This is a genomic window from Herbidospora mongoliensis (assembly GCF_001570545.1).
Classification (GTDB): Bacteria; Actinomycetota; Actinomycetes; order Streptosporangiales; family Streptosporangiaceae; genus Herbidospora; species Herbidospora mongoliensis.
Genome location: NZ_BBXD01000023.1, coordinates 112,560 through 126,881, shown reverse-complemented (window position 1 = coordinate 126,881; position 14,322 = coordinate 112,560). Strand labels below are relative to the sequence as shown.

The following is a 14,322-nucleotide window of genomic DNA, read 5'->3' as shown; positions in this document are numbered from 1 at the left end:
CGACGCTCGCCCGACCATCGACCCTATGCGCACATTGGTCATCACCGGCGGCACCTCCGGCATCGGCCGGGGCCTCGCCCACCACTATCTGGAGCGCGGCGAACAGGTCGTCGTGGTCGGCAGCGACCCTGAACGCGGCGCCGCGATGGAGGCGGCGGGGGCCCGGTTCGTCCAGGCGGATCTGAGCCTGGCCGGGGCGACCCTCGACCTGGCGCGGCGGTTGCGCGACGACCTTCCGGTCGTCGACGCGCTGGTGCTGGGGGCGTTCCGGTTCCAGCCCGCCCGCCGTGAGACCGCCGAGGGCGTGGAGTTCACTTTCGCTCTGTACGTCATGAGCCGCTTCCTCCTGGCCGAGGAGCTCCGGCCGGTGCTGGAGGCGGCGCCCGATCCCGTGGTGGTGAACCTGTGCGGAACCGGCCTCGGGAAGGGCCCGCTCGACGAGCCGGCCCGATACCGGGGGTTCGACGCGGTCCGGCGCGGGGCCTACGCCAACGACCTGCTCGCCGTCGCCTTCCACGCCGACCACCCGACGAGCAGGATCCGGTACGTCCTGCACAATCCCGGCTTCGTCGACACCGGCATGGCCGACACCCTGCCGCAGCCCAGGAAGGCGCTGACCCGCCTCGCGGCGCGGCTGCTGGCCCGTCCGGTCGCCAAGGCCCTCCCGCCGATCGTCAGGAAGATCGACGTACCCGAGCTTGCCGAAGCCCGGCGGCTCACCCGCGCGCTGGCTCCATAATCGGCGGAATGACGACCATCGAGACCGCCGTCGCCGATATCGCCGCGATCAACGCGTTCTTCGCGATCGGCGTGGGCGGCGGGGTCCCGCTCGTCGAACGCCTGCACGACGACGCCGTCATCGACGAGACGGCGAAACGGCTCCTCACCCAGGACCGCAGGGCCGCCGCGTCGATCCTGTTCCAGGGGGCGATGGCACGGTTGTGGTCTCCGTACGTCGCCCTGCGGGCCGCCTACGGGATCTCGATCGACCTGAGTGACGCGCGCTGGTCGGATGACGGGGTGCGGGTGCCGTCACTGCGCGAGGGACCGAGGTTCGCGCTCGAGCCGCTGGTGGCGGCGCTGCCGTGGGTGTCGCCCCTGGTCCTGTACGGAAACGCCGCGTCGGCGCTGGTCGGAGCGGTCGGGGCGTTCTCCCGCGCCCGTCCGGGAGACGCGTCGCGGGCGGATTCGCTGCAGCGGGAGTTACTGGCCGAGGGGCCGCTCGCCGGGCGGCTCGACCGGCGGGGGGTGCGGCGGTCGTGCTGTCTCTACTACCGGGTGGGCGGGATCTGCGGCGACTGCGTCCTCCTCGCCGTACGGTGAAGCACTCCTTGTCGGGAAATTTCCATAAATGGGGATAGAGACGACCTGAGCCCGGCCATGACCGTCCAATGCCTCCTTTCTTCAAAGACGACGGGTTCGACTTCTCGACACAGGTCGCTCTTGGGGCCGTCTACCACCGGGCCGCCGACGCCGGGGAGGTGCTGGCCACGATCGACCTGATCCGCGACGGGAAACCACGCTCGTGGGTGGACGCCTGGCTGTCGACCGCCGACCGGGTGGCCGACGAGGCGGAGGGGAACGCGGGGGCGGGGCGTACACGATCAGCGGCTTGTGAGTTCCTGCGGGCCGCCACCTATTACGCGACCGCCACTGACATGGCCGACGGGGTCGGCGAGCCGGGCCTGTTCGAGGACATCTGGGAGAAGCACCGCGAGGCCTGGGATCGCTTCGCCGACCTGACCCACGTGGAGCGACTGGCGATCCCGTTCGGGTCCTCCGTACTGCCCGGCTACTTCTTCCGGGCGGGCGACGGGCGGCGGCGGACGATCGTCTACAACAACGGCAGCGACGGCCCGGTCACCGAGGCCTGGACGCAGTGCGCCGCCGAGGCCCTGGCGCGCGGCTGGAACGTGGCCACCTTCGACGGGCCCGGCCAGAACGCGGCGCTGGTGCGGCAGGGGCTGCACTTCCGGCCCGACTGGGAGCACGTGCTGACCCCGGTGACCGACCATCTGCTGACCCGGGCCGACGTCGATGGCGACCGGCTGGCGGTCATGGGGGTCAGCCAGGCCGGATATTGGGTGCCGAGGGCGCTGGCGTTCGAGCACCGCTACGCCGCCGCCATCGCCGACCCGGGTGTGGTCGACGTGTCGGAGGCGATGACGAACCACATCCCCCACTCGCTGGCCAGGAAGCTCGACGAGGGCGATCAGGCGGCGTTCGACCAGGAGATGGAGTGGGCGCTGAAGCTGTCGCCCCGGACCCGGTCGATGCTGGTGTGGCGGATGCGGCCCTACGGGCTGACCAGCTTCTACGAGTTCTTCCGCGCGGCCCGCGCCTACCGCCTCGACCCCGAGACGGCCACGAGGATCACCACGCCGATGCTGATCACCGACCCGGAGTCGGAGGGCTTCTGGCCGGGGCAGTCGCGGCGGCTCTACGACATGCTCGGCACGAAGCGGACGCTCGTCCACTTCACCGAACCGGAGGGCGCCGACGCGCACTGCGAGCCGATGGCCAACGGGCTGCGTGGCGAACGGATCTTCGACTGGCTGGACGAGCAGGTCAGCCCTTAGTACCCGACCAGCGTCCGTCGGCTTTGGCCTCGTCCACCTGGGCCTGGCCGGCCGGGCGCATCCGGCCCGCGTCGATGAGGCGCTGGGCCAGGTCGCTGTTGCGCGGCGACCACTTGGAGGTCTTCTTCCTGGGCTGGTAGCGGAGGATGTAGTAGTCGTCGTCGTAGCGGTACATCTTCGAGTCGACCCAGCCGTAGCAGGCGGAGGCCTCCAGTGCCTCCTCGAAGGTGATCGTCGGGATGCCGCGCCCCTTCTTGGCGAACTTCAGCCACAGGCCGGGTTCGTGGGCGTGGTTCTTCTCCAGCCAGTCTTCGAACGCCTCGGCGGAGGCGAACGGGATGATCAGGAATCCGTCGGACTCGTGGCGCTCCATGGCAGAAGAATCTGCCACCAGGGGTGGCGATCTAACGGGCGTCCCGGTTCTGTTTCCGTACCGGGGCTTTGCCCAGACTTGATGCGTTTTGCCCGAACTTGAATTGGCAACAAAGGTTAGCCTAACCTAAGCCTCGTGACCGAATCCACCGCGTTACGCGGCTCCGGCCTGTCTCTCGCCTATCACGGCACTCCCGTCGTCCAGGACGCCGGGATCGTGCTGTGTCCCGGCCGGGTGACCGCCCTCGTCGGCCCCAACGGCAGCGGCAAGTCGACTCTGCTGCGCGCGCTGGCCCGCCTCCACGAGCCCGTTTCCGGTTCTGTACGGCTAGGCGACGGCGTCTCGGCGTTCGATCTCGCACCCCGCGAGTTCGCCAGGAAAGTCACCCTGCTGTCCCAGTCGCGGCCGACGCCTTCGGGTGTGCTGGTGCGGGACGTGGTCTCCTACGGACGCCACCCCCACCGGGGCCGCTGGCGAGCCGACGACCCCGAGGGCGCGGCCGCGGTCGCACGGGCCATGGACCTGACCGGGACGACCGAGATGGCCGACCGCCCCGCCGACGAGCTGTCCGGCGGCGAACTCCAGCGCGTCTGGCTGGCCACCTGCCTGGCCCAGGAGACCGGCGTGCTGCTGCTCGACGAGCCCACGACGTTCCTGGACCTTCGCTACCAGGTCGAACTCCTCGACCTGGTCCGAGACCTGGCCGACCGTCACGACGTCGCCATCGGCGTCGTCCTGCACGACCTCGACCAGGCCTCCTCCATCGCCGACGAGATCGTGCTGCTGTACGAGGGCCGGATCAAGGCCGTCGGCTCCCCCGCCGAGGTGCTCACCGAGGCCCACCTGACCGAGGCCTACGGCATCCGCGTCGAGGTCACCCACGACGGCCCGACGATCCGCACCCGCCCGGTCGGCCGCCACTCGCAACGAACCACCGTTTGAACAGTGCGCCGGCCCACACCCCTGGTCGGCCGCCAATCCACCAGCACCACCGTTTGAAGGACTGCCCTACATGAAGCCCCTGCGCACCGCGCTCCTCATCGCCGCCGTCCTGGGATTGGGCGCGTGTGGCACAACCGAGCCCGCCGCAGCACCCTCCGCCCCCGCAGCCGCGCCGGAGAGCTCCGCCCAGGCGATCACCATCACCGATTCGCTGGGACGTGAGGTCAAGCTGGCCAAACCCGCCACCCGGGTCGTCGGCCTGGAGTGGGGCGAGACCGAGATGCTGGTCGGCCTCGGCGTGATGCCGGTCGGCGCGGCCGACGTGAAGGGCTACGCCACCTGGGTCACCGCCGCGCCGCTCGATGCCGCGGTCAAGGACGTCGGCACCCGCAGCGAGCCGAGCGTCGACTCGATCGTGGCCCTCCAGCCCGACCTGATCGTCATGGAGGCCGCGGCCAACAGCCCGCTGGTGGCACAGCTGGAGAAGTTCGTCCCGGTGCTGGTGCCGAAGGGCTCGTCGGCCACCGACAACATCGGCCGTATGCGCGCCGACCTGAAGATGATCGCGACCGCCGTCGGCAAGCAGGCCGAGGCCGACACGCTGCTCGCCGACATGGACGCCAAGTTCGCCGCCGCGAAATCCACGCTCGAGGCCGCCGGACACGCCGGCAGCCCCTTCGCGATGGCCGACGGCTGGTCCGAGGGCGGCAACGTGTCGATCCGCCTGTTCGGCCAGGGCGCCCTGGTCACCGAGACCGCCGAGGCCATCGGCCTGCGCAACGCCTGGGAAGGCGAGGTCGACCCCGACTGGGGCCTGGGCACCACCGACGTCGAGGGCCTGTCCCCGCTGAAGGACGAGAAGATCCGCTTCTTCTACAACGCCAGCGACGGCACCGACGTCTTCGCCGACGACCTCAAGGGCAACGCCATCTGGACCTCCCTGCCCTTCGTCAAGAACGGCCAGGTCACCAAGCTCCCCAACGGCATCTGGACGTTCGGCGGCCCACTCTCCCTGGGCCAGTACGCCGACGCCCTCGTGAAGGCCTACGCGGCTTGACCACCGCCCGACGCCAGGGGGCCGCGGAACCTCTGGGATCTGAGAAAACTCAAGGAGCCGAGGGAGCTCTGCCGGCTCAGGGACCTCGGGGCGCTGACGAGCGGCCGGGAGTCGCGAAGCGGCTAGGGGTCGTCGGAGTATTCCTGGTCGCCGGTGCCGTGACCATCGTCATCGCCGCCGTCCACATCACCCAGGGCACCTCCTCCGTCGGCCTGTTCGACCTGCTCGGCCAGGGTGACGAGGCGATGCGGGTGCTGCTGGCCTCGCGGTTGCCGCGGCTGCTCGCCGGGGTCGCGGTCGGGGTGGCGCTCGGCGCGTCCGGGGCGCTGCTCCAGGCGATCTCGCGCAATCCGCTGGCCTCGCCCGACACCCTGGCGGTCTCCTCCGGGGCCTATCTGGCCGTGGTCGCCGCCGCCGCGCTCGGGATCAGCCTGCCGACCCTGCCGTCGGGCGGGCTGGCGTTCCTCGGCGGCCTCGCGGCGGCGGGGCTGGTCATGGCGGCCTCCGCGGGCGGGCGCAGCGGCACCACCCGGCTGATCCTGGCCGGGTCGGCGGCGGCGCTGGCCTTCACCGCGCTGACGAACCTGATGATGATCCTGTTCCAGCAGGAGACGACGGGGCTGTTCGCGTGGGGCTCGGGCGCGCTGACGCAGAAGGACCTGTCGGTCCTGACGCAGATCGGGCCGATCATCGTGCTCGCGCTGGCCGCCGGGATCCTGCTCGGGCCCCGGCTCGACGTGCTCGGGCTCGGCGACGACGGTGCGACCGTGCTCGGGGTGAACGTGCGCCGGGTTCGGTTCTGGGTGACCGTGCTGGCGGTCCTGCTGGCCACGGCGGCCGTCGTGATCGCCGGGCCGGTCGGGTTCGTGGGGCTGTGCGCGCCGGTGATCGTACGGCTGGCCGGGCGCTGGTTGCCCGCTCTGCTGGCGCACCGGATCCTGATCCCGCTCTCCGCCATGGCGGGGGTGCTGGTGGTGCTGGCCGCCGACGTGTCGCTGCGGGCACTGTTCGGCGGCCAGTCCGGGGTCGACGTGCCGCCCGGTGTGGTGACGGCGCTGATCGGCGCCGTGGTGATGATCTACCTGGCCCGGCGGCACCGGGACGGCGGACCGGCCCGCCGTCCGCCCGGGATCCGGTCGGCCGCCCACCGGTCCCGCGCGGTCTTCACGGTCTTCGTCGTCGCCGGTACGGTCCTGCTCGCCGGAGCCGTCGTGCTCGGCATGCTCCTCGGGGACACCTTCCTGCGGACCGGCGACGTGGCCCTGTGGTTCCAGGGCCGGACCGGCATGGGCATCACGTTCGTGCTGGACCAGCGCTATCCCCGGGTCCTGGCGGCGGTGCTGGCCGGGGCCGCGCTCGCGGTGGCCGGAACGGTGATCCAGGCCGTCTCCCGCAACCCCCTGGCGGAGCCGGGCGTGCTCGGCATCACCTCGGGAGCGGGGGTCGGCGCGATCTCCGTCCTCTCGTTCGCTCCGGCGGCGGGTATCTGGGCCGTCACCGGCGCCGCCGGGCTCGGCGCGGTGGTGTCGTTCGCGCTGGTCTACGGCCTGGCGTGGAAGGGCGGCCTGAGTTCCGACCGGCTGGTGCTGATGGGCTTCGCGGTCGCCTCGGCCGGGACGGCCCTCACCGTGCTGATCATCGTGGAGACCGACCCCTGGAACACCGCCACGGCGCTGACCTGGCTCTCCGGTTCGACCTACGGGCGAACCCCGCTGCAACTGCTGCCCGTGGCGATCGCGCTGGCCCTGGTCGTACCGCTGGTGGTCGCGCAGCGGCGGGAGCTCGATCTGCTCTCGCTCGACGAGCACACTCCGCGCATCCTGGGCGTACCGATGGAACCGGCCCGGCTCACCGCCCTGGCGGGCGCGGTCCTGCTCGCCGCGACCGCGGTGTCGGCGATCGGTGTGGTCGGCTTCGTCGGGCTCGTCGCCCCGCACGCCGCCCGTGCCCTCGTGGGCGGCCGGCACACCCGCGTCCTGCCGGTCGCCGCCCTGCTGGGCGCGCTGCTGGTCAGCCTCGCCGACACCCTGGGCCGGACGGTCATCGCCCCCGCCCAGATCCCCGCCGGACTGGTCACCGCCATGCTCGGCACACCGTATTTCGTCTGGCTGCTGTGGCGGTCACGAGCGGGACAGGAGTCCTGACATGCACGACCCATGGCACGTCTTCCAGGTGCGGGTCCGCCGCGTCGACCGGCTGAGCCCGGCGTTCCTGCGCGTCACCTTCACCGGCGACGACCTGGAACACTTCGCCGACCCGGGCTACGACCAGCGGATCAAGCTGGTCCTGCCGATCCCCGAATACGGGACGCTGCTGTTCCCCGACGGCCCCGACTGGTACGAGCGCTACTGCGCGCTCCCCGCCGACCGGAAGAACCCGTTCCGGACCTACACGGTCCGCGCCGTCCGCCCGGAGAAGGCGGAAGTGGATGTGGACGTCATCATGCACGCCGACGACGGCCACCTGGGCCCGGCCGCCGCCTGGGCGACCACCGTCCAGGAGGACGACCGCTGCGCGCTGTGGGGGCCCGACTCCCGGCACGGCGGGCCTTACGGGGGGCTGGAGTTCAAGCTGCCCGCCGGCGGGGGGAACCTGCTGCTGGCCGGGGACGAGACGGCGGTCCCGGCGATCATGCGCATCCTGGAGCAGCTCCCCGCCGACGTGACCGGTGAGGCTCTGATGGAGGTGCCGTCGGGGGCCGACGTACTGAAGGAGACCGCACCCGCCGGCATGCGGGTGACCTGGCTCCCGCGCGACGGCGCCGAGCACGGTTCCCGGTTGGTCGGAGAGGTCGAGGCCGCGGCCGCCCGCCTCATTCCGCCGGCTGCTCCCACGCAGGTGGAGGACGTCGACATCGACGAGGACATCCTGTGGGAGATCCCCGAGACGCCTCCGGCGGCCTGTTCCGTGTGGCTGGCCGGAGAGGCCGGAGTGGTCAAGACGCTGAGACGTCACCTGGTCGGCGAACGGGGACTGGACCGGAAAGCGGTGGCCTTCATGGGCTACTGGCGCCGCGGCAAGGCGGAGTCGATCTAAGGGACAGGATCTGACCGCATGGGTTCCTAGGGTCGGCGGCATGACACGCATCCTGGTGACGGGCGCGACCGGAAACGTCGGCCGCCCCCTGGTAACCCAGCTCCTCGCGGCAGGCCACGAGGTCCGCGCGCTCACCCGAAACCCCGAGAAAGCGGGCCTCCCGGACGTCGTGGAGATCGTCCAAGGCGACCTGTCGCAGCCGTCGGCCCTCTTCGAGGGGGTGGAGGCGGCCCACCTCATCACCTTCGCCGGCGACCCGGCGGCCATCGCCGAAGCGGCCCGTGGCCTTTCCCGCGTGACCGTGCTGCGCGGCCACCCCGAGGCCGACCCCCTCGAACTCGCCCTTCGCGAAGCGGGCCTGCGCCCGACCTGCCTGGCCCCGGTCGAGTTCATGTCGAACGCCCTGGAATGGGCCGACAGCATCAAGGCGGAAGGCGTGGTCCGGCACGGCTTCGCGACGATGCCGAGTTCGATGGTCCACGAGTACGACATCGCGGCCGTGGCGGCGGTGGCCCTGACCGAGGACGGCCACCAGGGCAAGGAGTACTGGATCACCGGCCCCGAACTGCTGACCGCCCCGGAGAAGGTGGCAGTGCTGTCGAAGGTCCTGGACCGCGAGATCCGCTTCGAGGAACTGACCGCCGAGCAGATGACGGCGCACTGGGCCGCATGGGGCTTCGGCGAGGAGGACATCGCCTTCATGCTCCAGATGAGCACCGACCCCCCGATCGCGGGCCGCACGGTCCTGCCGACCGTGGAACAGGTGACCGGCCGCCCGGCCCGGACGTTCGCCGACTGGGTCGCCGAGAACACGGGCGCTTTCGCCGACTGACCGCGAACGCCGGAGTCGCTCGTATGGCCGGCCAGGCGAAGCCGTAACGAAAGAAGGCCCTTTACCGGCAACGGCGCGCTGCGGAGAACGAGACAAGCGGTTCGCCCGCGCCCTCCCAAAATGGGAGAACGCGGGCGTGTTCTGCTCTTCGGTCAGAGTCCCAGGCGGGCGACCGCGAGGCTGCCCAGGCCCGGCACGTACTGGCTGGTGCCGTCGCCCAGCGGGGCGCACGTGGCCTCCGCGGTCATGGTGCGGCAGGCCCAGCTCTTCTTGGCCTTCACCTTCGTGTACTTCACGAACTTGTGGGGCCGGTGGTGGTGCTTGTGGTGGTGCTTCCAGCCCCACTCGCCCCAACCACGGTGATGGTGGCGGTGGTGCCACTTGTGGTGGTGATGATGACCGTGGTGCCACTTGTGGTGATGGTGGTGGCGGCCCTTGTGGTGGTGGTGCCGTCCCTTGTCGAGCTCCTCTTCGCCCTCGTCATCGCCCTCGTCCTCGTGGTCGACCGGATCGATCGGCTCGATCGGCAGCGGCTTCACCGGCTTGTGCGGCCGGGGCCACCAGCAGTGCTTCTTGTTCTTGTCCCAGCCCCGCTTGCAGTGGTGGTGCGGCGGGCGGGGCGGGAAGGTGCGGCTGACCAGGACGCTCACGCTGCAGGGCGCGGCGGTCGAGCCGGGCACGCAGATGGTGTCGTGGACGGTGGTGCTGATCTCGTCCACCAGGTTCTCGCCGGCGGCGTTGGCGTTGGCCCTGATCCTGAAGGTGATGACCACGTTCGCGTTGTCGGCGAGCGTGCCCTCCCAGATGAGGTCGGTGCCGCTGACCGTGGCGGTGCCGGTGGAGCTGATGATCGAGCCGGGGACGAGCGTGCCGTTGTTCAGCACGTCGACCAGCGCGGTGTGGATCTGGACCGGCGAGAGCGCGAACCCGGAGACGTTGGTGACGGTCTCCGTGACGGTGACGATCTGGCCGGCGCGGACCGGGTTGGGCGTGGCGGTCTGCGAGACCTGCACCTTGGGCAGCAGGATCTGGACCGGGACGGTCGCCTGGCTCTGGTTGGAGGCCAGCGGACCGTCCTCGTCCGTGCCCGACGCCTGGGCGTAGGTGGTGAACGTGCCGGTCTTCGACTCCTCGCCGGTGATGACGTGGGAGGCGGTGCAGACCAGCGTCGCCGAAGGCGTGCCCTGCGGGCCGACCGTGGTGGTCGGGCAGACGATGTTCGACAGGGTCGGGTCGTCGATGACGACGCCGGTGACGCTGCCGATGCCCTGGTGCGTGAGCGTGAACTGGTACTGAACGGTGTCGCCGACCTGGAACGGGTTGTCCGGGGTGCGCGGGTTCAGGACCGTCGTGGTGAGCTGGAGCTCCTGCGGGTCCGCGTTGATCGTGACGACGGGGCCGCACGGAGTGGTGCAGGTCGCGCCCTGCGTGGTCGAGCTGACGTGGTCCTGGATGGTGTCGCCACCGGCGTCCTGCTTGATCGTGACGGAGAACGTGATGGTCTCCGTCTCACCGGGAACGAGCGCGTCGGTCCAGGTCAGGGTGTTGCCGGTGATGTTGGCCAGACCCGCGGAGACCGCCAGGTCGTTGTTGTAGTTGGCGTGCAGGAACACGTCCGACAGGTTGTCGGTGAGCTGCGCCGGGTCGATGTCGAGCAGACCGGCGTCGGTCACGTGGATCGTGTACGTCACCACTGCGCCCGGGTGCACCGAGGTCGAGCTGACCGACTCGGCGATGTGCAGGACCGGACGGACCACCACGGTCGGGACCGCGGTCTGGGTCTCGTTCGAGGCGATCGGCGTGCCGCCGTCGTTGCCCTCGGCCTGGGCCAGGGTGATGAACGTGCCGTCCTTGGCGTCCTCGGGCGTGATGACGTGCGAAGCGGTGCAGGTCATCGTGGCCGTCGGGGTGCCCTGCGGGCCGAGCGTGGTGCTCGGGCAGACGATGTTCGACACGGTCTGGTCGAAGACGACGACGTTGGTGACCGACCCGATGCCCTGGTGGGTCACCGTGAAGGTGTAGTTGACCGTGTCGCCGACCTGGAACGGGTTGTCCGGGGTCCGCGGGTTGGTGACGGCCGCCACCAGCGTGAGCTTCTGCGGAGCCGCGGCGACCGTGACCGCGCTGGTGCACGGCAGGTTGGTCGTCGGGCCGGTGGCGCAGGTCGCGCCGGTGACCGGCGAGGTGATCGAGTCGGTCAGCGTGGTGCCGCCCGCGCTCTGGTCGGTGGTGACGGAGAACTTGATCTGCTCCGACTCACCGGGCGCCAGGTTCGCGGTCGACCAGGTCAGCGTGTTGCCGTTGATCGCCGCCGTGCCCGACGTCGCCGTCAGGTCGTTGTCGTACGTGGCGTTGTTCAGCACGTTCGCGAGGTTGTCGCTGATGCCGGCCGGCGCGATGGCCAGCTTGCCGGTGTTGGTCACCGTGATGGTGTAGGTGACCTTGCCGCCGACGTCGACGGTCTTCGCCGAAACGGTCCCGGCGATGGTCATGTGCGGCGTCTCGACGACGACCGGAACCGAGGTGGTCGTCTGGTTCGAGCTCAGCAGGACGCCGTTGACGGTGCCGGTGGCCGTCGCCTTCGTGGTGAAGGTGCCGGTCAGCGTCTCGTTCGGCTGGATCACGTGCGAACCGGTGCACGTCATCGTCGCCGACGGCGTGCCCTCCGGGCCGAGCGTGGTGCTCGGGCAGACGACGTTGGTGAGGTCCGGGTCGTTGATCGTGACGCCGGTGACCGTGCCGATGCTGCCGTGGGTGACGGTGAAGCTGTAGTCCACCGTGTCACCCGCCTTGAACGGGTTGGTCGGCGGGCGCGGGTTGGTGACCGTGGCGGTCAGCGCGAGCGACTGCGGGTCGGCCGTGATCGGCACCGACTGTCCACAGGGCAGCGGGGCCATCCCCTTGGCGCGACGCGCCGACGACGTGGCGGCGACACAGTCGGCCCCGGAGGTCGTCGACGTGATGACGTCGGTCAGCGTCTGGCCGCCCGAGCTCTCAGCGGTCGTCACCGAGAACGTGATCTTCGTCTGGGCGCCGACCGGCAGGTTGCCCGACCAGTTCAGCGTGGTGCCGTTGATCGAGGCGGTGCCGACCGTCGCGGTGAGGTCGTTGTTGTACGTCGCCTCGTTCAGCACGTTCGCGAGGTCGTCGGTCAGCGTGGCCGGGGTCAGCGCGACACCGCCGGTGTTCGTGGCGGTGATGGTGTAGGTGACCTTCTGACCGACCTTCGCCGGGTTCGGCGTGACCGTCTCGGAGATGTCGAGCCTCGAGATGAGCTCCTGCACCGGAACCGTGGCCGACGACGTGTTCGAGTCGATCGGGCCGCCGATCGAGGTCGCGTGGGCGGTGCCCGTCGTGGTGAAGGTCTGCTCGCCGGTCGCGTCCGCGACGGTGATGGTGTGCTCACCGGTGCAGGTCATCGACGCGGTCGCGGTACCCGCCGGGCCGAGCGTGGTGCTCGGGCAGACGATGTTCGTCGCGGTCGGGTCGGTCACCGAGACGGCTGCCAGCGGGCTGGGGCCGGTGTTGGTCACCAGGAAGTCGTAGTGCACCGTCTCGCCGACGAGAAATGGGTTCGACGGCGGACGCTGGTCCTGCTGCTGGACAGTGGTCACCAGGTCCAGCAGCTGGAGCGGCGTCACCGAGCCGACCACCAGATTCCGGATCAGGTGGGTGTCGATGAGGCCACCGGTCGAGGCGCTGAAGCCGAACTTGAACGTCGGCGGCGCCTCGTCGGTGAGCTGCTTGTCCAGCACCCGCACGTAGCCGTTGCCGTCGTTGAAGTCGATGTCGACGTGGAGCAGCTCGGACGGGCTGAGGGTGATGCGGACCTTGCGCAGCGCGGGGGCCGGGCTGGCGCCCGGGTCGCGGAGGCTGCCGGGCAGCGTGGTGACGAAACCGGACGGCTTGGTCGCGTCGGGCGTCATCGTCGTCGCGATCCAGCAGTAGCCGTCCAGACCTTGGCCGGGGCCGCGCACCGTGACGGTGTCGGGTACCTGGATGGTGGTCGCGATCGGCGACTTCTGATTCGCCGGGCACTGGTTGCCGCGGTTCTCGCCGTCGTTGACGAAGTTGCCGTAGGCGTCGAGGCCTACACCCAGGTAACCGGAGTCGACGCCGGGGGTCAGGTTCCGCTGGGCGTAACCCAGCGAACCGCCGTCGGCGCCGTCAGACGTCAGCTCGGCGGTCCCGTCGACCAGGAAGAAGCCGATGCCGTCGGCGCCGTTGCCGCCGTACTGGAACTGGTCGAACTCGACGACGAGGCCGTTGTTGTTCGACAACGGGCGGTTGTAGACGATGCCGCCGACCCGGTAGTTGCTGTTGTCGGTCATCTGGAGGTAACCGGGGATCACACCGGGAGCGGGAACCGGCGGGGTCTGCTGGTCGGCGTTGTCGCACGGGCCGGTCGTCGACACACCGGGCGGCGGTGCGACGGTCGCGCCGGTGAGGCAGACCGTGTCGAGCGGCATGAAGCCGGAGTCGGTGACCGTGGCGCCGGTGAAGGTTTCATTGAGCAGCAGCGAGGCGGGCGCCTTGCGCTGCGCGACCTTGTAGACCTGGGTCTCCTTGCGCAGGCGGTTGGCGACCTCCTGCTGGTACCGGTTCAGCTTGACCGGCTCGGCCGTGACGGTGGCACGGCCGACCTGCGAACGGACACCGGCGGGGTTCTTCTCCACCGGGTCCGCGGAGGCGACGGAGGTACCGGTCGTCCCCGCTATGAAGAACGCCAAAGTGGCGGTGGATAGAGGTCGAACAATCGACCTTGATGCGAAGATCACCCATTCACGCTAGGTTGACGAACTCGCGCTATTACGGAGCGCAACCATCCGTGTTCGGTCAACGATCACCAATCGGCTGATGTGCCGGTAATCGAACGGCCGACCCCTGTGTCGCGTATCTCCGGTCGTGAGGGCTTGGGTCTTGCCTCTTTGATCGTTTCTGGGAGCATTGCGGTCGTGGACATCGGCGGGCCCGGGTTACGCGTCGCACGCGCGGCGCTGTTCGCCGTCGTCTGCGTGCTGGCCTCGCTCGCCATGCACATCCTCGCCGGGGGCTCCCCCGTCCACCTGCCGCTGATCGGCGCCGCCACCTTCGCGACCGGCTGCGTCGCGTTCGCGCTGGCCCGCCACCGGCTGTCCGGCCCGGTCATGCTCGCGTTCTGTTTCCTGTTCCAGTACGGCATGCACCACCTCTTCGCCCTGGGAGCCGTGACACCTCCGGCCGACCACCACACGGGCGGAGCGGCGGCCACGCTCGGCATGGCCGTCGCGCACGGCGTCATCGCGGTGCTCTGCGCCGTCTGGCTGTCGCGGGGCGAGAGCGCCCTGGCGGAGCTGCTGCACCTGCTGGTGGCGCGGCTGTTCGTGCTGCTGCGGCCCCGGATCCCGGCCGTCGGGGTCGTGGTGTTCCGCGGCGAGGCGGCGGCCGTACCCGACGAGAGGTTCCTGACCTCCGTACTCCGGCGGAGAGGTCCACCGGTTCAGCCCGCCCGCTGAACCCGTCG

At 70.3% G+C, this 14,322-nt stretch carries 11 protein-coding genes; 9 read left to right on the top strand and 2 right to left on the bottom strand.

The annotated features are described in order from the left end of the window. Positions 1–25: 25 nt before the first annotated feature. The 3 genes from AW272_RS33960 to AW272_RS33950 all read left to right on the top strand — a co-directional run bounded on the left by AW272_RS33960 (position 26) and on the right by AW272_RS33950 (position 2,579). Entirely contained in the window at positions 26–739 is a 714-nt protein-coding gene (locus AW272_RS33960) for an SDR family NAD(P)-dependent oxidoreductase (protein ID WP_083958995.1), read from the top strand. Positions 740–747: 8 nt separating this feature from the next. Then, positions 748–1,323 carry a (2Fe-2S)-binding protein gene (locus AW272_RS33955; RefSeq protein WP_066373823.1) on the top strand — a complete coding sequence of 192 codons (576 nt, stop codon included), beginning with the start codon at positions 748–750 and terminating at the stop codon, positions 1,321–1,323. Between the two features lie 68 nt (positions 1,324–1,391). Then, on the top strand, positions 1,392–2,579 hold the full coding sequence (locus AW272_RS33950; protein WP_066373821.1) for an alpha/beta hydrolase family protein: 1,188 nt from the start codon (positions 1,392–1,394) through the stop codon (positions 2,577–2,579). Here AW272_RS33950 and AW272_RS33945 read toward each other — a convergent pair. Beyond that, entirely contained in the window at positions 2,569–2,952 is a 384-nt protein-coding gene (locus AW272_RS33945) for a YdeI/OmpD-associated family protein (RefSeq protein WP_066373817.1), read from the bottom strand. The two genes, AW272_RS33950 and AW272_RS33945, sit on opposite strands and share 11 nt — an antisense overlap. 135 nt (positions 2,953–3,087) lie before the next feature. Here AW272_RS33945 and AW272_RS33940 point away from each other — a divergent pair, with 135 nt between their 5' ends. The 5 genes from AW272_RS33940 (at position 3,088) to AW272_RS33920 (ending at position 8,819) form a co-directional block, all read left to right on the top strand. After that, on the top strand, positions 3,088–3,894 hold the full coding sequence (locus AW272_RS33940; protein WP_066373815.1) for an ABC transporter ATP-binding protein: 807 nt from the start codon (positions 3,088–3,090) through the stop codon (positions 3,892–3,894). A 70-nt stretch (positions 3,895–3,964) separates the two neighbouring features. After that, on the top strand, positions 3,965–4,951 hold the full coding sequence (locus AW272_RS33935) for an ABC transporter substrate-binding protein (protein WP_066373813.1): 987 nt from the start codon (positions 3,965–3,967) through the stop codon (positions 4,949–4,951). Beyond that, a complete protein-coding gene (locus AW272_RS33930) occupies positions 4,948–7,095 on the top strand; it encodes an iron ABC transporter permease (protein WP_439649174.1) in 2,148 nt (715 codons plus the stop codon). The genes AW272_RS33935 and AW272_RS33930 overlap by 4 nt, the downstream gene beginning before the upstream one ends. Before the next feature lies 1 nt (position 7,096). Continuing rightward, positions 7,097–7,987 carry a siderophore-interacting protein gene (locus tag AW272_RS33925; protein ID WP_066373811.1) on the top strand — a complete coding sequence of 297 codons (891 nt, stop codon included), beginning with the start codon at positions 7,097–7,099 and terminating at the stop codon, positions 7,985–7,987. 40 nt (positions 7,988–8,027) lie between these two features. After that, positions 8,028–8,819, top strand: a complete 792-nt coding sequence (locus AW272_RS33920; RefSeq protein WP_066373809.1) for an NmrA family NAD(P)-binding protein — start codon at positions 8,028–8,030, stop codon at positions 8,817–8,819. A 152-nt stretch (positions 8,820–8,971) separates the two neighbouring features. On the opposite strand, the gene AW272_RS33915 is transcribed toward AW272_RS33920, so the two are convergent. Then, entirely contained in the window at positions 8,972–13,549 is a 4,578-nt protein-coding gene (locus tag AW272_RS33915; protein ID WP_157519007.1) for a CLIPPER-2 domain-containing protein, read from the bottom strand. 225 nt (positions 13,550–13,774) lie between these two features. Between AW272_RS33915 and AW272_RS33910 the strand changes: the two genes are divergently transcribed. Continuing rightward, positions 13,775–14,314, top strand: a complete 540-nt coding sequence (locus AW272_RS33910) for a hypothetical protein (protein WP_066373805.1) — start codon at positions 13,775–13,777, stop codon at positions 14,312–14,314. Positions 14,315–14,322: the final 8 nt, after the last annotated feature.

Bases quoted from the DNA above. Each gene is read 5' to 3' on its own strand.
- AW272_RS33960 (WP_083958995.1), top strand. From the start codon at position 26: ATGCGCACATTGGTCATCACCGGCGGCACCTCCGGCATCGGCCGGGGC.
- AW272_RS33955 (WP_066373823.1), top strand. From the start codon at position 748: ATGACGACCATCGAGACCGCCGTCGCCGATATCGCCGCGATCAACGCG.
- AW272_RS33950 (WP_066373821.1), top strand. From the start codon at position 1,392: ATGCCTCCTTTCTTCAAAGACGACGGGTTCGACTTCTCGACACAGGTC.
- AW272_RS33945 (WP_066373817.1), bottom strand. From the start codon at position 2,952: ATGGAGCGCCACGAGTCCGACGGATTCCTGATCATCCCGTTCGCCTCC.
- AW272_RS33935 (WP_066373813.1), top strand. From the start codon at position 3,965: ATGAAGCCCCTGCGCACCGCGCTCCTCATCGCCGCCGTCCTGGGATTG.
- AW272_RS33925 (WP_066373811.1), top strand. From the start codon at position 7,097: ATGCACGACCCATGGCACGTCTTCCAGGTGCGGGTCCGCCGCGTCGAC.
- AW272_RS33920 (WP_066373809.1), top strand. From the start codon at position 8,028: ATGACACGCATCCTGGTGACGGGCGCGACCGGAAACGTCGGCCGCCCC.